The 17079-nt window shown below is 68.7% G+C and carries 23 protein-coding genes and 1 pseudogene; 11 read left to right on the forward strand and 13 right to left on the reverse strand.

Translation table 11 applies throughout. The features are described from left to right. Positions 1-228 (reverse strand): ABC transporter substrate-binding protein (locus tag AB7P10_RS14835; RefSeq protein ID WP_428294621.1); only part of this gene is annotated, 228 nt, incomplete at its 3' end. A 256-nt stretch (positions 229-484) separates the two neighbouring features. Next, positions 485-1363 (reverse strand): helix-turn-helix domain-containing protein, encoded by an 879-nt coding sequence (locus tag AB7P10_RS14840; RefSeq protein WP_428294622.1) that lies wholly within the window; start codon positions 1361-1363, stop codon positions 485-487. Positions 1364-1524: 161 nt separating this feature from the next. Here AB7P10_RS14840 and AB7P10_RS14845 point away from each other — a divergent pair. Continuing rightward, a pseudogene (locus AB7P10_RS14845) lies at positions 1525-1834 on the forward strand (integrase); the annotation flags it as partial. A 269-nt stretch (positions 1835-2103) separates the two neighbouring features. On the opposite strand, the gene AB7P10_RS14850 reads toward AB7P10_RS14845, so the two are convergent. The 3 genes from AB7P10_RS14850 to AB7P10_RS14860 form a co-directional block, all read right to left on the reverse strand. Continuing rightward, positions 2104-2346 carry a hypothetical protein gene (locus AB7P10_RS14850; RefSeq protein WP_428294623.1) on the reverse strand — a complete coding sequence of 81 codons (243 nt, stop codon included), beginning with the start codon at positions 2344-2346 and terminating at the stop codon, positions 2104-2106. A gap of 79 nt (positions 2347-2425) precedes the next feature. Further along, entirely contained in the window at positions 2426-2857 is a 432-nt protein-coding gene (locus AB7P10_RS14855) for a hypothetical protein (protein WP_428294624.1), read from the reverse strand. Between the two features lie 135 nt (positions 2858-2992). Beyond that, positions 2993-3499: a MarR family winged helix-turn-helix transcriptional regulator gene (locus AB7P10_RS14860; RefSeq protein WP_428294625.1), complete on the reverse strand. Its 507-nt coding sequence runs from the start codon at positions 3497-3499 to the stop codon at positions 2993-2995. A 105-nt stretch (positions 3500-3604) separates the two neighbouring features. Between AB7P10_RS14860 and AB7P10_RS14865 the strand changes: the two genes are divergently transcribed. From AB7P10_RS14865 to AB7P10_RS14905, 9 genes are all read left to right on the forward strand, one after another. Further along, complete coding sequence (locus AB7P10_RS14865) at positions 3605-4609, forward strand: Bug family tripartite tricarboxylate transporter substrate binding protein (RefSeq protein WP_428294626.1); 1005 nt, start codon at positions 3605-3607, stop codon at positions 4607-4609. Continuing rightward, complete coding sequence (locus tag AB7P10_RS14870; RefSeq protein ID WP_428294627.1) at positions 4602-5099, forward strand: DUF3237 domain-containing protein; 498 nt, start codon at positions 4602-4604, stop codon at positions 5097-5099. The genes AB7P10_RS14865 and AB7P10_RS14870 overlap by 8 nt, the downstream gene beginning before the upstream one ends. A gap of 111 nt (positions 5100-5210) precedes the next feature. After that, entirely contained in the window at positions 5211-6077 is an 867-nt protein-coding gene (locus AB7P10_RS14875) for a fumarate hydratase (RefSeq protein ID WP_428294628.1), read from the forward strand. Beyond that, entirely contained in the window at positions 6074-6715 is a 642-nt protein-coding gene (locus AB7P10_RS14880; RefSeq protein ID WP_428294629.1) for a fumarate hydratase C-terminal domain-containing protein, read from the forward strand. The genes AB7P10_RS14875 and AB7P10_RS14880 overlap by 4 nt, the downstream gene beginning before the upstream one ends. Before the next feature lie 32 nt (positions 6716-6747). Then, positions 6748-7740, forward strand: coding sequence for a Bug family tripartite tricarboxylate transporter substrate binding protein (locus AB7P10_RS14885; RefSeq protein WP_428294630.1), 993 nt, complete (start codon positions 6748-6750; stop codon positions 7738-7740). A 38-nt stretch (positions 7741-7778) separates the two neighbouring features. Beyond that, the gene (locus tag AB7P10_RS14890) at positions 7779-8723 is read left to right on the forward strand and encodes an amidohydrolase family protein (protein WP_428294631.1); all 945 of its coding nucleotides are present in this window, start codon (positions 7779-7781) and stop codon (positions 8721-8723) included. Next, on the forward strand, positions 8720-9355 hold the full coding sequence (locus AB7P10_RS14895; RefSeq protein WP_428294632.1) for a flavin reductase family protein: 636 nt from the start codon (positions 8720-8722) through the stop codon (positions 9353-9355). The genes AB7P10_RS14890 and AB7P10_RS14895 overlap by 4 nt, the downstream gene beginning before the upstream one ends. Continuing rightward, positions 9352-10101, forward strand: coding sequence for an HpcH/HpaI aldolase family protein (locus tag AB7P10_RS14900; protein WP_428294633.1), 750 nt, complete (start codon positions 9352-9354; stop codon positions 10099-10101). Before AB7P10_RS14895 ends, AB7P10_RS14900 begins: the two co-directional genes overlap by 4 nt. Before the next feature lie 31 nt (positions 10102-10132). Continuing rightward, complete coding sequence (locus AB7P10_RS14905; RefSeq protein ID WP_428294634.1) at positions 10133-10981, forward strand: hypothetical protein; 849 nt, start codon at positions 10133-10135, stop codon at positions 10979-10981. A 3-nt stretch (positions 10982-10984) separates the two neighbouring features. Here the strand turns inward: AB7P10_RS14905 and AB7P10_RS14910 are convergent, their stop codons facing one another. The 8 genes from AB7P10_RS14910 to AB7P10_RS14945 form a co-directional block, all read right to left on the reverse strand. Further along, on the reverse strand, positions 10985-11812 hold the full coding sequence (locus tag AB7P10_RS14910; RefSeq protein WP_428294635.1) for a DNA-binding transcriptional regulator: 828 nt from the start codon (positions 11810-11812) through the stop codon (positions 10985-10987). An 84-nt stretch (positions 11813-11896) separates the two neighbouring features. Then, a complete protein-coding gene (locus tag AB7P10_RS14915; protein ID WP_428294636.1) occupies positions 11897-12286 on the reverse strand; it encodes a nuclear transport factor 2 family protein in 390 nt (129 codons plus the stop codon). After that, complete coding sequence (locus AB7P10_RS14920) at positions 12264-13562, reverse strand: flavin-containing monooxygenase (protein ID WP_428294637.1); 1299 nt, start codon at positions 13560-13562, stop codon at positions 12264-12266. The genes AB7P10_RS14915 and AB7P10_RS14920 overlap by 23 nt, the downstream gene beginning before the upstream one ends. A 32-nt stretch (positions 13563-13594) precedes the next feature. Further along, positions 13595-14863: an RNA polymerase sigma factor gene (locus AB7P10_RS14925; RefSeq protein ID WP_428294638.1), complete on the reverse strand. Its 1269-nt coding sequence runs from the start codon at positions 14861-14863 to the stop codon at positions 13595-13597. 10 nt (positions 14864-14873) lie between these two features. Then, positions 14874-15284 carry a VOC family protein gene (locus tag AB7P10_RS14930; protein WP_428294639.1) on the reverse strand — a complete coding sequence of 137 codons (411 nt, stop codon included), beginning with the start codon at positions 15282-15284 and terminating at the stop codon, positions 14874-14876. A 22-nt stretch (positions 15285-15306) separates the two neighbouring features. Continuing rightward, positions 15307-15750 carry an SRPBCC family protein gene (locus AB7P10_RS14935; RefSeq protein ID WP_428294640.1) on the reverse strand — a complete coding sequence of 148 codons (444 nt, stop codon included), beginning with the start codon at positions 15748-15750 and terminating at the stop codon, positions 15307-15309. Between the two features lie 11 nt (positions 15751-15761). After that, a complete protein-coding gene (locus AB7P10_RS14940; protein WP_428294641.1) occupies positions 15762-16193 on the reverse strand; it encodes a YciI family protein in 432 nt (143 codons plus the stop codon). Positions 16194-16330: 137 nt separating this feature from the next. Beyond that, positions 16331-16699, reverse strand: coding sequence for a YciI family protein (locus tag AB7P10_RS14945; RefSeq protein ID WP_428294642.1), 369 nt, complete (start codon positions 16697-16699; stop codon positions 16331-16333). A 91-nt stretch (positions 16700-16790) separates the two neighbouring features. Between AB7P10_RS14945 and AB7P10_RS14950 the strand changes: the two genes are divergently transcribed. Then, complete coding sequence (locus AB7P10_RS14950; RefSeq protein WP_428294643.1) at positions 16791-17072, forward strand: cupin domain-containing protein; 282 nt, start codon at positions 16791-16793, stop codon at positions 17070-17072. Positions 17073-17079: the final 7 nt, after the last annotated feature.

A 17079-nucleotide genomic window follows, 5' to 3' on the forward strand; every position in this document is an offset into this window, starting at 1 on the left:
CTCGTCTTCGTAGATCAGCTCGATCTGCCGGCCGGCGATGCCGCCGCCGCCATTGATCTGGCGTGCCGCGAGGTCCAGGCCCCATTTGACCTGCTGGCCGATGCCGGCGTAGGTTCCCGTCAGTGGCGTGACCACGCCGATGCGGATGGGCCCGGTCTGGGCCATGGCGGGGCCGCCCAGCGCGGAAAGCGCAAAGGTGGCCGATGCGAGCGTGATGATGCGTTTCATGACGTGTCTCCTGTGGTTGAGCGGTGAGGATTCAGGTGCCGGCGAAGTTCGGCTTGCGCTTGTCATGGAAGGCTTGCGCGCCTTCCCGAAAACCGTCCGAGCTGCGCAGTCGCGAGCAGCAGTGCGTGCATTGCTGTCTCCTTGAGGGGAGTGTCAGCAGTGGGTGGAGAGGAGCGCTAACGCATGGGTCCGGGCCATGACCGGCGGGTCTGGCGCCTGACCAAAAAGTCCGACGATTTGTGCGCGGGACGCGCCTTCAGATCAGCTCCGGCGCTTCACGCGCGGGAGGCTCGAACAGATTGACCTTGCGACGGTAGTCGCTGGGCGTGATGCCCAGGTGTGCGCGGAAGAAGCGCGAGAGATGGCCCGGGGCGGAAAAGCCCAGGAGCTCCGAGATATCGGCCACCGGCTCCCGGCTGAGCGTGAGCCGCTCCACCGCTGCCTCGAATCGCAGCACGTTGGCGTAGACCAAAGGCGTGACCTGCGTGTCCCGCTGGAACAGATGGAAGAAGTGGGCCCGCGATAGTCCCGTGGCGGCGGCAACACTGTCCACATCGAGCTCGCGGGCCACATCACGCCGCATGAGGGCGATGGCCTTGCGGACTCTCGAATCCATGGCGACGGGCGGCCTGGTCCGCAGCAGCCCGGCCAGGTCGCGCCAGCCCGTGTAGCTCTCGATCACCGCGACGATGAGGTTGAACAACAGGTCTTCCAGCCGTCCGGGGGATACCTCGTCATCCCACCACAGTTCGAGGACGAATTCCTCCGCCAGCTTCCGGGTAGCCGCCGACAGGTGCACGCACTTGTTGGGAAAGAAGCGGGGGTGTGCCGACAGCGCCAGCGAGCGCTGGATCCCGGCCAGCCAGTTGGGCTCGATGTAGAGAGCCAGGATCAGCGTGTGCTGGCCAGGGGGTGCGTCGTGCTCGTAGGCATGATGCTCCCAGGCGTTCACCACCACTGCGGATTCGTCCGTCAGGGGAGCGCGCTCCCCGCGTACGCGAAAGGCGCTGTCCGCCCCTCCCGCCTTGATCAGGATGTGACAGTGGTGATGCGCGTGGCCAACCAAGGGGGCATCCATGTCCAATAGGGCAACGCGGCCGAAGCGCCCCTGAAAAATCTTGACGGCTGATGACATGATTGTCTCCTGCCGACACCATAGCGTTTCTCGGATGACCTGAACAGTTGGGGCGTTCACTCTCGACTTGGTTCAGGCCGACCCGATCCGTGGGGTGACGGCTGGTTGATCTGCATCGCCTTCATGGGGCCGAACTGACGATCGTGGCCGGGGCAATCAGGCTGAGCATTGATAGCAAATTGCATGGTTGCGACCTTGTGAACCTCATGATGCGATACGTTTGCCATGGCGACCAAGTGGCGACCCGAGCCACCGTTGTGCAGATCAAGAACCAGCGCCCGGTTCAGTTTGAAATCACACCCGCAACCAGAGAGACCGCGCAGGCAGGGATCAAGCCAGCTGGGCCAAGGCATGACGGTTTCCTGTTCCCCAGCCAGACTTCTGGGGCACTCCAAGCTGGCATCAACAGTGAGACACCTCGGCATTGAGGTCGACGACGCACCTGAGATCTCTGGACATGCGGAGATCTGATCAGGTAAGGCGCAAGCCTCAGTGGTCCGTCGTTGCAATTGGTGCGCAAACACCTGTCCGCCGAACGCGGGTGAACGACCGGTTCGGAAATGCCTGCCGTCGGTCAAGCGTTGCTTGCCGCAATGACCGGAAGGCAACCTCGCGACGAGTCGGTACCTCTACGACGCATGTCCGAAACCAGTCTTCAGCAGCCCCCGACCATCCTCGCCACCCGCCAACGCTACTGACGCCTGGCAAGGCGGCCCTGCCGATGGCAAGGGTGCGACACCTCAGGGTTCCTCAAGCCGACTCAAGCAGGAAAGGATGTCCGCCGACAGCGCCAACAATGGCTTGGAAAGGCTGCGCACCACCTTCGAGGGCGCTTCTTCCGTCGACACGCTGGCGTTCAGCACGAAGACACCCTCGGGGGTGATCAGGGGCGTGGACACCGCCACCACCTCCGGTTGCCAGGACGCCGCACAGTAGCCCAGCGCGTGCACCTGGCCGATGGCCGAATTGATCTCCGCCTCCACGCCGGGCCACTGCTCGCTTCGTTGGATGAGACACGGGCCCGGCGGTCGCCCGCCGGGGATCACCCCGGGTGCGATGCAACTACTTGACGTAGGGAAACGCGATCGCCTGTGGGTTGTCCTGTTGCCTGAGCAAAAGCGCCTTCTTGTCCGGCGACAAATACAACCGGTACAAGGTCGTTGGCGTCGTACCGGAGAGAAGGACCGCCAGCACGAACTCGGCGCCATCCCATTGACCAGACCAGCTTCGTCGCTGGTCATTGCCGGCGGTGCAACTACCGCCAATCGCGCAGGCATACAGCACCGCGTTGCCACCGCCATCGACAGCTCTGATCTCCATCCGGCCATTGCCCTGCTGGATGACCATTGTTTGCGGAAGGGTCCGCGCTCCCCGCGGCGGGTGACCATTCTCCGCGCGCTGGATGTTCCATGTGCCTGACAGGTCAGGTTGCGCACTCGCGATGGCACAGAAGGCCAGCAGGGCGGTCGACATCAAACAGCGCTTGAGCAACATGGTGGGCTCCCGGGAATGGCCTGTTGAACTGAGGGCACGCCGCGAACGCGAGAGGCCGGGCGTGGCGTCGCAGTATCGCCGACCGCGTGCAATCCGCAACAAGGGATTTGAACGGCGCGGCGACAGACGGCTGCCCTAGCGGCGACCCGGGCGGGAACGCCCCATCTTCGGCAAGTCCAGCGCCGCGAGCTTGGCTTTGGCCCGTTCGGCCAGGCGCACCATCAGGCCATCCAGCAGCGCGATTTCCTCGGGGCTGAGGATGGCCAGCAGATCGCGGTTGAGTTCGATCACCACCGGCAGGTATTCGGTGTACAGCGCGTGGCCTGCTTCGGTGAGCGACACGCGGGCCTGGCGGCGGTCGCTGGGGATCACGTCGCGCGCGATCAGCTTCTTGTCGACGAGCGCCGTGACGATGCGCGAGGTGCGCGCCCGGTCGAGCTGGGCCAGGTCGGCCAGTTCGGAGGACAGCACCGGGCCGTTGCGCGCGAGCACGACGATGATCCGCCATTCGCGGCGCGAGACGCCGTAGCGCGCCTGGCACAGCCGCCCCACGGGCGCCACGGCCACGGCCTGCAGGCGCGTGAGGCGGTAGAGGAAGAGTTCGCTCGCCGCGTCGGGTGGCGCGGGCCGGGGTTCGGACACGTCGGTGGCTCCACTGGGTGAATACCCTGAGGATAGTTGGTTTGGTCAATCAAGCGCCCCGGGCATAGATTCGATGTTCTCGACCGCAAAGCCCAGGAGACATCCATGACCCACACCCCGACCCTTTCCTTGCCCTCGATCCGCCTCGCCGGCACGGCCGCGCTGGCCCTGGCGGCTGCCTTCGCCGCACCGGGCGCATTCGCCCAGGCCTGGCCTGCGGGCAAACCGGTCACGCTGGTGGTGGGCACGCCGCCAGGCGGTTCGGTCGACGTCTACGGCCGCACCCTGGCCGAGCAGCTCGCCAAGCAGACCGGCGGCACCTTCATCGTGGAGAACAAGGCCGGTGCCAACGGCAACCTCAGCGCCGAATATGTGAACGGTGCGGCGGCCGATGGCCACACGCTGTGGATCAGCACGCAGGCCATGTTCACCATCAACCCTTCCGTCTATACCAAGCTGCGCTGGAAGCAGTCGGACTTCAAACCCATCGCCAAGGGCATCGAGAGCCCGCTGGTGCTGGTGACGCACCCCTCGGTGCCGGCGAAGACGCTGCCCGAGCTGGCGAAGTGGGCCGCGGCCAACCCGGACAAGGCGGCCTACGCCTCGTTCAGCCCGGGCACGCCGTCGCATTTTCTGGGTTTCCAGTTCAACGAACGCATGAAGCTGAACATGGTGCACGTGCCGTACAAGGGCAGCGCGCCGCAGATCGCGGACCTGCTGGGTGGCCAGGTGCTGCTGGGCTTCACGCAGCTGCAGGCGGCGCTGCCGCAGGTGAAGGCCGGCAAGCTCAACGCGATCGCCGTCACCTCGAAGGAGCGCACGAAGTTCCTGCCCGATGTGCCGACCCTGGCCGAGCTGGGCCATCCGGACCTGAGCTCCACCATCTGGTTCGGCCTGGTGGCCCCCTCGGCCACGCCCAAGGCGGTGCTGGACCAGATTCAGGCCGCTGTTGTGAGGGCCCAGGCCAGCGCCGAACTCAAGGCGAAGCTGGAGCCGCAGGGCTTCGACGTACCGCAGGAAAACGGCGACGCGTTCGCCGCTACCATCGCCGCGGAGACCGCGCGCTGGGCGCAGGTCGTCAAGGCCACAGGATTCCGCGCCAATGAGTGACACCGAAGACAAGCTCCACAACACGCACCGTCCCGCGCCGCCGTCGCTGGCGTTTTTTGCGACGCTGAACGTCCAGGTCGCGCCGGCCCACGAGGTCGGGCAGACGCCGGCGGGCAACCGCCGCGTCATCGCCATCCTGGGCGGCGACGCGCGCGGCGACGGCTGGCGCGCGCGCGTGCTGGCCGGCGGCGCGGACTTCCAGGCCATCGTCACGCCCACCCTGGCCCAGCTGGACGCGCGCTACGTACTCGAGACCGACGCCGGCGAGCTGATCTACGTGCACAACCGCGCCATCCGCTCGGCCTCGGCCGAGACCACGGCCCGCCTGGTCCGGGGCGAGCCGGTGGATCCTGCCGAGGTCTACTTCCGCTGCGCGCCCACCTTCGAGACGGCCGCGCCGTCGCTGGCCTGGATCAACGAGCGCCTGTTCGTGGGCGTGGGCGTGCGCCGCCCGGACCGGGTCGAGATCGACTGCTTCACGGTGCTCTGAACCACGCGGCGCGGCCGCCCAAGCCGGGCGGGTCCGGCCACTTTTCGCTGCACGAAAAGTCGGGAAATGTCGCTTGTGTGGCGCGGGGCCACGATGCATCCTTCGGGCCCGATGATCACCTCCGCACTGATCCAGTCCGTCACGGCGAGCCTGTACGAGCGCTCACTCAAGAAGATCCCTGAAGACACCAAGGCCGTGCTGCGCCGCGCGCAGGGCGGCGAGCGCTCGGACACCGCGCGCCAGACGCTGACCATCATGCTCAAGAGCGCCGATGCGTCGGAGGAGAAGGACCACCTGATCTGCTCGGACGTGGGCATCCCGGTGTACGCCATCAAGGTCGGCACCGGCGTGCGCTTCGAGGGCGCGGTGCGCCAGGCCATCGTGGATGGCTTCGCGCAACTGGCGGCGCAGATCCAGCCCCCCATCCTGCGCATGGTGACCAACCCGCTCACCCACGAGCGCAGCCACGCCGGCAAGGACATGCCCATCGTCAGCTTCGACCTGGTCGACGGCAGCGACGTGCTGGAAATCGTCTGCGCGCCCAAGGCCATGGGCAGCGGGCGCTGGGAAGCGCTGGAGACCTTCGTCTACCCCTCGCTGGAAACCATCGAGGCCTACGTGCTCGACGTGGTGATGAAGGCGGGCTCGCAGCCCTGCCCGCCCATCGTGGTGGGCGTGGGCATTGGCGGCACCTTCGACCACGCCGCGCGCATGGCCAAGCAGCAGGTGCTGCGTCCCTTCGGCCAGACCAACCCCGAGCCCATCCTCGCGGCCATGGAGTCGCGCCTGCTCGATGCCATCAACGCCATGGGCTTCGGCCCCATGGGCACCGGCGGCGACACCACGGCGATGGCGGTGCACATCGATTACGCCGCCAGCCACGGTTTCATGCCGGTGGCGGTGGCGCTGAACTGCTGGATCAACCGGCGCACCGGCGCGCGCATCCGCAACGATGGCTCGGTGGAGTGGTTCGAATGAGCAGCGGCGCGCGCACCCACCACCTGCAACTGCCGCTGGACGCGCAGGCCGTGAGCGAACTCGCCGTGGGCGACATGGTCATGCTCAGCGGCGACGTCACGATCAGCATCGGCCTGCCCACGCACCAGCGCATGGTGCGCGACATCGAAGCCGGCACCCCGCTGCCGCTGGACCTCACGGGTGGCGCCTTCTTCCACCTGAGCACCTACGTGCGCGACGCGCAAGGCGACATCCCCGCGCGGGCGCTTTACATGAACCCGAGCACCAGCACGCGCTACAACGCATACATGCCGGCGCTGATCCGCGGCCTGGGCCTGCGCCTGGTGGGTGGCAAAGGCGGGCTGGACGTGGCCAGCGTGGCCGCACTGCGCGACACCGGCTGCGCCTACCTGTCCTTCCTCGGTGGCGGCTGCACGCTGCTGTCGCAGTCGATCGAGCGCGTGGTCTCGACGCACTGGAACGAATACATCTCGCAGTTCCGCCTGACCACGCTGCGCGTGCGCGACCTCGGCCCGGCCACGGTCGCGATCGACGCGCACGGCCGCAGCATCTACGACGAACTGCGCACCCAGGCCAGCGATCGCCTGCCCGCGATCATGGAACAGCTCAAGCGCCGGCGCGAGGCTGCGCAAGGCTGACCCCTCACACACCCCAGACCCAGGAGACATCCGTGAACCGTTCCCCCCTGACCCGCCGCGCCCTGCATGCCGCCCTCGCGGCGAGCGCCCTGCTGGTCCTCGCGCCCGCCAGCGTCCTGGCGCAGTCGGACTGGCCCACCAAGCCCGTGAAGATCTTCGTGCCCTTCCCGCCCGGCGGCAGCACCGACGTGGTGGCGCGCCAGCTCGCCCTGCACCTGGGCAGCGCCTTCGGCCAGCCCTTCGTGGTGGAAAACCGCACCGGCGCGGGCGGCAACATCGGCACCGACGCCGTGGCCAAGGCCGCGCCCGACGGCTACACCATCGGCCTGTCCACCTCGGGCCCGCTGGCCAACAACAAGTCGCTCTACAAGAGCATGCCCTTCGACTCGCAGAAGGACCTCACCCCCATCGCGCTCGTGGGCGAGATCCCGCTGGTGATCGTTGCCCACCCGGCGGTCAAGGCGGCCAACCTCAAGGACTTCATTGCCGCGTCCAGGGGCGCCACGCCGCCGTACAGCGTGGGCCACCCGGGCAACGGCACCATCGGCCACCTGGCGCTGGAGTCGCTCAAGAGCAGCTCGGGCGCGCCCCTGCAGTCCATCGCGTACCGCGGCGACACACCGGCCATGAGCGACCTGCTCGGTGGCCAGATCCAGGCCATCTCGGCGCCCGTCACCGCCTTCATTCCCAACATCCAGGCCGGCAAGCTCAATGGCCTGGCCGTCACGTCGAAGAAGCGCTTTCCCGGCCTGCCCAACGTGCCCACCGCGCAGGAACAGGGCCTGGACGTCGAGGCCACGGTGTGGTTCGCCATCGTCGGCCCCGCGGGCCTGCCCCAGCCGGTGGCGCTCAAGCTCAACCGGGAGATCAACAAGTACACCAACTCGGCCGAGGGCCGCGCCAAGCTGGCGCAGTTCGGCATGGTGGAAGCCAATGGCGGGCCCGAACTGCTGGGCACACTGATGAACGCCGAGGCCGCGAAATGGAAGAAGGTGGTGGAAGCCGCCCGCATTTCGCTCGACTGAATACAACCCCGCTCCCCGCCCGACCCCGAGACTGTTCCATGACGACCTCCCGCCCCCTGCTGTTCGACTCGCACGCCCACCTGGTGGCCGACGACCAGACCCGCTACCCGCGCAACCCCATGCAGCGCGCCGCCGACGCGCCCTACCGCCCACCGGGCGTGATCGGCAAGCCCGGCGGCCACCACGGCCCGAACCCGATCAACGAGGTGCCGGACGCGCTGCGCATGCTGCAGTGGATGCAGGAAGAGAACGTGGACGGCATCGTGGCGGTGCAGAAACGCATGATCTACCGCTACGACAACAGCTACATCCTCGACTCGTCCGACCGGTACCCGGACCTGTTCAGCGCGGTGGTGATCCTGGACGCGGAAGACGCGGGCACGCCCGACCTGGTGCGCCAGTACATCCGCGCGCACGGCCTGGCCGGGGTGCGCCTGTTCGGCGGGCGCAAGCCCGACGGCAGCATGCCCTGGCTGAATTCGCCGCAGGCGCTCAAGACCTGGGACGTGGCGCAGGAAGCCGGCCTGGTGATGGACCTGGAAGTGCTCTCGCAAGGCGGGGGCGGCCCTTCCATTCCGACCATCATCGAACTCGCTCGCCGCTACCCGGACATCCGCATCGTGCTCGACCACCTGCTCGAACCCGAGATGGAAGAAGGCGAGCACTTCGGGCTGGACGAGCGCTACCAGACGCTGGCCGGCATTCCGAACATCTTCTTCAAGTTCACCTCGATCAACCTGGACATCTGCCGCGAGGCCGGCATCCCGGCCGACCGCGTGCTGCGCCGCGCGGTGGACATGTTCGGCGCCGACCACATCATGTGGGGCTCGGACATCGGCACCTCCTCGGGGACCTACAAGGACATGGTGCAGCGCTTCCTCGATTCGGCCGTGCTGCTCAACGCCGACGAGCAGCGCGCGGTGTTCCACGACACCGGCAAGCGCGTCTTCCTCAAGGGCGGCAGCAAGTCCCGCACGGCATGAGCGAGGCCTACACCACCCTGGCCGCCTCGGCCCTGGACACGCAGACCGCCTACCGGCTGCTCTGCGGCATCGTGGCACCGCGCCCGATTGCCTGGATCACCAGCGTGGACGAAAACGGCCTGGTGAACGCCGCGCCGTTCAGCTCCTACAACTACGTCGCGCACAGCCCGCCGATGCTGGCCGTCAACATCGGCTCGCGCGCCGGCGTGCTCAAGGACACGGCGCGCAACATCGAGCGCGGGCGCGAGTTCGTGGTCAACGTGGCCACGGTGCACAACATGGAGCTGATGCACCAGAGCTCGGCCGAGTTCGCGCCCGACGAAAGCGAGGCCCAGGCGCTGGGCCTCGAACTGCTGCCCAGCACGCAGGTCAAGCCGCCGCGCATCGCGATCGCGCCGGTGCAGATGGAATGCCGGCTCGAACACGTGCTGAAGCTGGGTCGCCTGAACACGCTCTACATCGGCGAGGTGCTGGCCTTCCACCTCTCCAGCGAGGTCTATGACGGCCGCCATGTGGACAGCGTGAAGATGCAGCCCGTCGCGCGCCTGGGTGGCCCCTTCTACGCGGCGTTGGGCAAGGTGTTCGAGCGCCCCATCCTGCAAACACCGCCCCGCGGGAAGGCCCCGACATGAACAGCACCCGGACCCTGCAGAAGCAACCCACCCGCTACCAGGTGGGCACCTTCGTCAAGACCGCCTCGCCCCACGTGGTGGAGGTGCTGGGCACGACCGGGCTGGACTTCGCCGTGCTCGACGCCGAGCACGCGCCGCTGGACCGCGCCGCGCTCGACCTGATGATGCTCGCCGGCCGCGCCGCCGGCCTGCCGCTGCTGGTGCGCATCCCCGACCGCGAGGCCGCCACCGTGCTGTCGGTGCTCGACATGGGCGCGGCCGGCCTGCTGGTGCCGCACGTGGACACGGCGGAACAGGCGCGCGCGGTCGTGGCCCATGCCCGATACCGGGGCGGTGACCGGGGGTACTCCGGTTCACCGCGCGCAGCCGGCTACGGCACGCTGGGCATGAAGCAGGCGCTGGCGCAAGGCAACCAGACCCTGGTGATGTGCCAGATCGAAAGCCCCGAGGCGGTGCGCAACGCCGCCGCCATCGCCGCCGTCGACGGCGTGGACGGTCTCTTCATCGGCCGCGCCGACCTCGCCCTCGCCATGGGCCTGGACGACTCGAAGCACGCCGATGTCTCGGCCGCCACGGACCAGAGCATCGCCGCGGCGCTGGCCGCCGACAAGCTCGCCGGCGTGTTCACCGCCAGCGTGGACGAGCGCGACCGCTACGCCGCCGCCGGCGTGCGCTGGTTCGTGTTCGGCTCCGACCAGTCCTTCATGCGCCAGGGCGCGCAGGCCGTGGCCCACCCGGGCGCATGACATCCCTCCAGCCGTTTCAAGGAACCTGCCCATGAGCACCCAGGCCACCGCCCCCACCGCCGCGCGCCACCACGCCACGCCCCCGCAGATCGAGACCGGTGGCGAGCGCACCTGGATCACGCGCGGTGCCAATTTCGTGGTCGCCGTCTCCGACGTGCGCGCCGGCACGCGCCTGGCCCGTGCCGAGCAGGCCGACGAGTACATGGTTTTTCTGGTGGACGTGGGCGCGCGCTTCGAGGCCGGCGCCGAGCGGCTGGACGCGCGCGCAGAGACCCTGACCATCGTGCCGCCCGGCGCCAGCGCCATCACCGCGCTGGGCGACGGGCGCATCGTGCGCGTGTTCTCCGGCCAGGCCACCGACCTGCTCGAACGGGCGGGCAATGCCAGCGTGTACGCCAACGGCGCGCCCGAGGTGGCGCCGCTGGTGCCCTGGCCCGCGCCACCCGAGGGTTTCAGGCTGCGCCACTACGTGCTGAGCGAGCACACGCGGCCCGACACCAACATGCGCATCTTCCGCTGCACCAACCTCATGCTCAACGTGATGACGCCGCGCATGGTGGCGCGCGACGTGCACAAGCTCAGCCCGCACTCGCACGCCGACTTCGAGCAGGGCTCGCTGGCCGTGCGCGGCGATTGGGTGCACCACCTGCGCCACCCGTGGACGGCCGACCTGGACGACTGGAAGGCGGATGAACACCTCGAGATGGGCAGCCCCTCGCTGCTGGTGGTGCCACCCAAGGTGATCCACACCAGCCGCAACACCAACGACGGCGGCGCCTGGCTGGTGGACATCTTCGCGCCCCCGCGCTTGGACTTCGCCAGCAAGCCGGGCAAGGTGGCCAACGAGGCCGAGTACCCGCTGCCCGGCGCGGCCACCTGAACGTCAGGCGCGCTGGCGCACCGGCCGCCGCGCCGCCTTGGGCGAAGGGGGTTTGCTCTCGCTGTCGAGCTGCACCAGGCGCTCGCCGATGCGCCCGGCAGCCTCCTGCATCGGCGGCAGGAAGCTGGCCACCGCGTCCTGCAGTGGCAGCGCCGACGAGAACCAGGTGAGCCCGAACGAGGCCACCACGTGGCCGTTCTCGTACACCGGCACCGCCAGTGTGTTGGACACCGGCCGCACCGCCGGGTTGCGCAGCGCATAGCCGCGCGCGCGCGTCTCGGCCAGCGTGGCCTGGATGGCGTCCAGGTTGCCCGCCGCGCGGTCCTCGTCGTTGTCCGACTGCGCCACCAGCGCGAGCAGCGCCTGCTGCTCGTCCGGCGGGCAGAAGGCGAGGTAGGCGCGGCCCAGCGAACGGCTCACCAGCGACAGGCGCATGCCGATGCTGGAATGCAGCAGCGACAGCGGCGACTGCGCAATGGTGCTGTAGCGCACGACCACCGCGTCCGCATCGAACACCGCCACCGACACGGGCCACTTGTGCTTCGCGGTCATCGCATCGGCCACGGGCGCGGCGGCCTCGATGATGCGCGGCTCACTGTGGTAGCCGCAGGACAGGGTGTGCACCTGCGAGGTGAGGTAGTAGGCGCCGCTTTGTGGCGCATGGTTCACCAACCCCTTGGACACCAGGGTCTGCAGCAGGCGCACCAGAGAGGGTTTGGGCAGGCCGGTCTGGCGGTGCAGCTGGTCCAGCGTGGAGATCGGTTGCCGGTTGAGGCACTGCAGCAGTTCGATGGCGCGCTCGACGGCGCGCACGGGAGGAAACGAGGCCATGGTCGGGAGAGAGGCAGAAGGTGTGGGGCGGGCGAGCCATTGTGCATGGCGGCACGTGCACGTTGCCGGCAGGCCGGCACGCGCTCACACCGCCGCGCCAGGCGGTGGCTGGGGTGTGAGCTGCGCGGGGTCGTAGAAGAACTGCTCGGCCGCGATGTGCTCGCCCTCCCAGCGCTGCCACGCGAGTTCCTCCATCTCGGTGACCGAATCGTCCCGCCAGACGAAGCGGAACACCCAGCGGATGACCACGTGGTCGCCGTTGACGAGCACCGGGCGCACGCAGCGCGAGTGGATGGACGCGGCACGCGCCATCACCTTGCGTTCGTTCGCCAGCAGCTGGTCTCGGCCGACGCGGGGCGCGGCCTGGTTCTCCTGCATGCTGGCCTGTGGCGCGTAGAAGGTTTCGATGGCTTCGTCGTGCGCGTTGCGCTCCACCATGGCGATGAAACGTTCAAGGGTGTGGGTGCTGGGCATGGCGGCCTCCTTGTGCGGTGGACTGTGAAATGCGTTCGGCCACGTCCTGCGCCTCGGCGGCGATGGAGCGCAGCAGGCCGCCGGGCTGTCGCACGTCGAAGCCGACAAAGTGCAGGCCTTCCAGCGCGCCCTGCCCGCTCACCTCGCGGGGCATGCCGCGCTCGTCCTGCGCCAGCCGCGTGTACGGAAACAGCTCGTCGAGCGCGGCTTCGTAACCGGTGGCCAGCAGCACGGCGTCGAACGGGTGCTCGCTGCCGTCGGTGAAGCGCACGCCGCCGGCGTTGAGGGTCTGGATGCCAGGGTAGACCTGGATCTCGCCGGCCTTGATGCGCGCCACCGTGCCAACGTCGATCATCGGCGTGCGCCCCTCCTCGCGCAGTTGGCGCAGCGGCGACACCGCCGCGGTGTGCAGGCCGAACCGGCTGAGGTCGCCCACGGTGAGGTCGCGAAACAGCGCGGCCAGCGCATCCCCGATGGCGGTGGGCAGCCGGGCCAGCATGAGGCTGGAGAGCTGCGTCGGCCGGCCCAGCACGTCGCGGCGCACGATGTTGACCGGCGAGCGCACCGACAGCGCGGTGCGCACGCCGTGCTCGGTCAGGTCCAGCGCGATCTCCGCGCCGGTGTTGCCGAAGCCGACCACCAGCACGCGCTGGCCTGCGAAAGGCTGCGCGTTGCGGTAGCTGCGGCTGTGCAGGATGCGCCCCTCGAAAGCTTCCTGCCCCGGCAACTGCGGTGCGCGGGGGCGGCGGTTGGCACCCGTGGCCACCACCACGTGGTTGGCCGCGATCTGCCGACCACTGGCGAGCACCACCTGCCAGGGCGCACCGTGCTCGTGCTCACGGGGTTCGATGGACTGCACCTGCACGCCCAGCTCGGGCTCGATGCCGTACCGGCGCGCGTAGGCGTCGAGATAGTCCACCACGCCCTGGCGCGGCACATAGCGCGGCGCACTGTCCGGAAAGGGCATGCCGGGCAGCGCCGAGTGCGTCTTGACGGTGTGCAGGTGCAGGCGCTCGTAGTGGTGGCGCCAGGACGGCGCAAGCTCACGCGCGCGCTCCAGCACCCGCGGGCTGTGCCCTCGCTGCACCAGGCAGGCCGCCGCCGCGAGCCCCGCCGGCCCGGCGCCAACGACGACGATGTCGGCTTCGGTCTCGGGGTCGAGCGGTGCGTGACTGGAGCCGCGAAACGCTTCGGGTGGCTGGAAAGGGCTGTCGGGGTCCATGGCGGCGCGCGGGTGGTGCAGGCCAGTGTCGCGCCCACCCACGGGGCGCGCCATGAGGGCTTGTACCCGGAGACGCCAGGGCCGTTTCAGGTCAGACTGCTGGCTCTTTGCAGCAGGAACGCCTTTTCCCGCTCGTTGCCCGCCAGTTCGGCCGCGCGCTGGAATTCGGCGCGCGCCTCGTCCCGGCGCTCCAGCTTTTCCAGCAGGTCGCCGCGCACGCTGGGCAGCCAGTGGTACTGCTGCAAGGCCTTGTTCTTCAGCAGCGCGTCCACCAGCACCAAGCCAGCGGCAGGGCCCGCGTGCATGGACACGGCCACCGCGCGGTTGAGCTCCACCACCGGCGAGGGCGCGATGCGCGCCAGCTCGCCATACAGCGCGGCGATGCGCGCCCAGTCGGTCGCATCGGCGTGGGTGGCGCGCGCGTGGCAGGCGGCGATGGCGGCCTGCAGGTGGTAGGGGCCGGGCTCGGTGGTGAGCAGGTCGGCGCGGTCCAGCGCGGCCAGGCCGCGGCGGATCAGCAGGTGGTCCCAGCGGGCGCGGTCCTGCGCGGCCAGCAGCACCGGGCGGCCTTGCGCATCGGTGCGGGCCGCGGTGCGCGAGGCCTGGATCTCCATCAGCGCCAGCAGGCCCTGCACCTCGGGCTGCTGCGGCGCGATGCCGGCGAGCATGCGGCCCAGGCGCAGGGCTTCGTTGCACAGGTCCGGGCGCATCCAGTCACCGCCGCTGGTGGCGGTGTAACCCTCGTTGAACACGAGGTACACCACCTCCAGCACCGAGGCCAGGCGTTCGCCCAGCGCCTCGCCGCGCGGCACCTCGAAGGGCACGCCGGCGTCGCTGAGCGTGCGCTTGGCGCGCACGATGCGCTGCGCGATGGTGGCCTCGGGCACGAGAAAGGCGCGCGCGATCTCGTGCGTGGTCAGACCACCCAGCAGCTTGAGGGTGAGCGCCACGCGCGCCTCGGTGCCGAGCACCGGGTGGCAGGCCGTGAAGACCAGGCGCAGCAGGTCGTCGCCGATGTCGTCCTGCCGCGCTTCGTCGAGCGCGTCGACGAAGTCGGGCACGTGCGTGGCGCCCAGCGCCTCCATGTCGGCGGCGATGCCGTCGTGCTTCTCCTCGGCCATCTGGCGGTGGCGCAGGTGGTCGAGCGCGCGGCGCTTGGCGGTGGTCATGAGCCAGGCGGCGGGGTTGTCGGGCACGCCGTCCTTCGGCCAGTGTTCCAGTGCGGCCACCAGCGCGTCCTGCGCCAGTTCCTCGGCCACGCCGATGTCGCGCACCACGCGCGCCACGGACGCCGTGATGCGCGCCGACTCAAGGCGCCAGACGGTGGCAATGGCCTGGTGGACACCGGAATGCATGGGCCGGTGCTTACATCTGCGCCGGCGCGGCGGCCATGTCCATCCAGAACACCTCCCACTGGTGGCCGTCCAGGTCAGCGAAACCGTGCTGGTACATGAAGCCGTGGTCCTGCGGCGCGTTGGGCGTGGTGCCACCGGCGGCCACGGCCTTGGCCACCAGCTCGTCCACCTCGGCGCGGCTGTCGCACGAGAGCGCGATCAGCACCTCGGTCGCCTTCCTCGCGTCGGAAATCGGCAGCTTGGTGAAGCCCTGGAAGAAGGGCTCGACCAGCAGCATGGCGTAGATGTTCTCCGCAATCTCCAGGCAGGCGCCCTGCTCGTTGGTGAACTGCTGGTTGAACGTGAGGCCCAGGGCCTTGAAGAAGGCCTGCGAGCGGGCCATGTCCTTGATGGGCAGGTTGACGAAGATCTGGCGCAGCATGACGGGTTCTCCGGTGGGTGTATCAGCTCGTGCGTTCGCACAGGGCCTTGAGTCGTTCCAGGGCAAGGGGCCAGGTCCGGGCCATCATGTCCTCGTAGTCGCCGAACACGTCGCTGTCCACGCTCAGGCGGGTGCCGCCGCCCTCGTCGCTGAAGCGGTAGTTCTCGTAGCAGGGTGCCCAGGCGCGCACCGCTTCGCTGGTGGTGTCTTCCCGGCCGTTCTCGATGAAGCCCAGGTGGCGGATGGACACGAATTCGGCCGGGCGGTGCTCGGCGATCTCGGACACCATGCCGTTGCCCGCCGGGTCCAGGAAGCGGATCGCCTGGCCCGCATTCCATGAGCCCTCGAAGCGCGAGCCCTCGCAGAAAGCGGCCGTCCACTGCTCGTAGGTGGGCGACTGCAGCATGGTGGTCCACACGCGTTCGCGGGGGGCCTGGATCAGGATTTCAAAGTGCTGGGTTTTCATGATGACCCCTCTCAGCGCTTCTGCGCCTGCATGGCGTCGAGCTTCTTGAAGTCCTCCAGCGGCTGGCTGGGCGGGAAGTCGTCCATCTCGTAGAGCTGGCGCAGCTCGATCACGGCGTCCTTGCCCTTGCCCGCCGGGTTGGGGAAGCGCCGGCTCCATTCCAGCGCCTCCTCGCGCGAACGCACCTGGATCAGCGTGTACCCGGCGATGAGCTCCTTGGCTTCGGCGAACGGGCCGTCGACGACGCGGCGGCTGCCGTCGGCGCTGTAGTGCACGCGCCAGCCCTTGCGGCTCGGGTGCAGGCCCGAGCCGTCGAGCAGCACGCCGGCCTGGGCCAGTTCCTCGTGGTAGCGGACCATCTCCGCCATCAGTTCCTCGTCCGGCGCGGGATTGGTTTCGGCCTCGAATTCGTCGCAGGACTTGACGATGATCATGAATCGCATGGGGTACTCCTTCGTGGGCGTTCGGATGGATCACAAAGCGCCTGGCGACACGGGCAAGCCGCGTGCCGGTGCTGGCTTCAACCGGTACGACGAAGCAGGCGCGGGATTTTCGACAGCCTCCCCGCGCTTGTTACAAATCAGCCGCGGCTCTCGTCGTAACAGGGCGCGATCGCGCGCACCTCCACCGTGGCCCATTCGGCGGCCGGGCACTCGTGCGCGATCGCCACGGCCTCGTCCATGCTGGCGCAGTTCAGCAGGTAGAAACCGCCGATCATTTCCTTCGCCTCGGCGAACGGGCCGTCCAGCACCAGGGACTTGCCGCCGCCGGCCTTGCTCACGCGCACCGCGCCCGTCTGGGACGCCAGCGACTCCACCGCCAGCAGCTTGCCGCGCGCCTTGAGGGACTCGCCAAACTGCTGCATGCGGGCGTAGACCTCTCGGCCCTGGGCCTCGGTGCGGGTGGCGCGCTGCCCGACGGGTTCGACGATCAGGAGCATGTGGGACATGGGGAGCAACCTTTCGCTATACCAATAGAACCAGAGAAGGCCACCATGCTAACGCTTGACCCCTGAGCCCGTTGCACCACAATTCAGGCGTATGAACACCTCCTCATTCGAAGCGTTCCGTCTGCAGGCCCTGATCGAGGGCTACGACGAAGCACTGGAGCGCGAATGGGCGCCACTGACGCTGCTGGACATGCATACCCATCCCTTCGCGGCCAAGGCCATCGTCGTGCGCGGCGAGATGTGGCTCACCGTGGGCGACCTCACCCGCCAGCTGCGCCCGGGCGACACCTTCGAGCTCGAAGCCGATGTGCCGCACGCCGAGCGCTACGGCACCGAGGGCGCCACCTACTGGGTGGCGCGGCGCACGGGCTGAGCGGGCA

The organism is Hydrogenophaga sp., from assembly GCF_050182545.1.
In the GTDB taxonomy this organism is placed as follows: Bacteria; Pseudomonadota; Gammaproteobacteria; order Burkholderiales; family Burkholderiaceae_C; genus Hydrogenophaga.

Bases quoted from the DNA above. Each gene is read 5' to 3' on its own strand.
- AB7P10_RS14945 (WP_428294642.1), bottom strand. From the start codon at position 16,699: ATGTCCCACATGCTCCTGATCGTCGAACCCGTCGGGCAGCGCGCCACC.
- AB7P10_RS14910 (WP_428294635.1), bottom strand. From the start codon at position 11,812: ATGGCCTCGTTTCCTCCCGTGCGCGCCGTCGAGCGCGCCATCGAACTG.
- AB7P10_RS14920 (WP_428294637.1), bottom strand. From the start codon at position 13,562: ATGGCGCGCCCCGTGGGTGGGCGCGACACTGGCCTGCACCACCCGCGC.
- AB7P10_RS14870 (WP_428294627.1), top strand. From the start codon at position 4,602: ATGAGTGACACCGAAGACAAGCTCCACAACACGCACCGTCCCGCGCCG.
- AB7P10_RS14840 (WP_428294622.1), bottom strand. From the start codon at position 1,363: ATGTCATCAGCCGTCAAGATTTTTCAGGGGCGCTTCGGCCGCGTTGCC.
- AB7P10_RS14905 (WP_428294634.1), top strand. From the start codon at position 10,133: ATGAGCACCCAGGCCACCGCCCCCACCGCCGCGCGCCACCACGCCACG.
- AB7P10_RS14875 (WP_428294628.1), top strand. From the start codon at position 5,211: ATGATCACCTCCGCACTGATCCAGTCCGTCACGGCGAGCCTGTACGAG.
- AB7P10_RS14950 (WP_428294643.1), top strand. From the start codon at position 16,791: ATGAACACCTCCTCATTCGAAGCGTTCCGTCTGCAGGCCCTGATCGAG.
- AB7P10_RS14890 (WP_428294631.1), top strand. From the start codon at position 7,779: ATGACGACCTCCCGCCCCCTGCTGTTCGACTCGCACGCCCACCTGGTG.
- AB7P10_RS14855 (WP_428294624.1), bottom strand. From the start codon at position 2,857: ATGTTGCTCAAGCGCTGTTTGATGTCGACCGCCCTGCTGGCCTTCTGT.
- AB7P10_RS14865 (WP_428294626.1), top strand. From the start codon at position 3,605: ATGACCCACACCCCGACCCTTTCCTTGCCCTCGATCCGCCTCGCCGGC.
- AB7P10_RS14935 (WP_428294640.1), bottom strand. From the start codon at position 15,750: ATGAAAACCCAGCACTTTGAAATCCTGATCCAGGCCCCCCGCGAACGC.
- AB7P10_RS14880 (WP_428294629.1), top strand. From the start codon at position 6,074: ATGAGCAGCGGCGCGCGCACCCACCACCTGCAACTGCCGCTGGACGCG.
- AB7P10_RS14925 (WP_428294638.1), bottom strand. From the start codon at position 14,863: ATGCATTCCGGTGTCCACCAGGCCATTGCCACCGTCTGGCGCCTTGAG.
- AB7P10_RS14915 (WP_428294636.1), bottom strand. From the start codon at position 12,286: ATGCCCAGCACCCACACCCTTGAACGTTTCATCGCCATGGTGGAGCGC.
- AB7P10_RS14940 (WP_428294641.1), bottom strand. From the start codon at position 16,193: ATGCGATTCATGATCATCGTCAAGTCCTGCGACGAATTCGAGGCCGAA.
- AB7P10_RS14930 (WP_428294639.1), bottom strand. From the start codon at position 15,284: ATGCTGCGCCAGATCTTCGTCAACCTGCCCATCAAGGACATGGCCCGC.
- AB7P10_RS14895 (WP_428294632.1), top strand. From the start codon at position 8,720: ATGAGCGAGGCCTACACCACCCTGGCCGCCTCGGCCCTGGACACGCAG.
- AB7P10_RS14900 (WP_428294633.1), top strand. From the start codon at position 9,352: ATGAACAGCACCCGGACCCTGCAGAAGCAACCCACCCGCTACCAGGTG.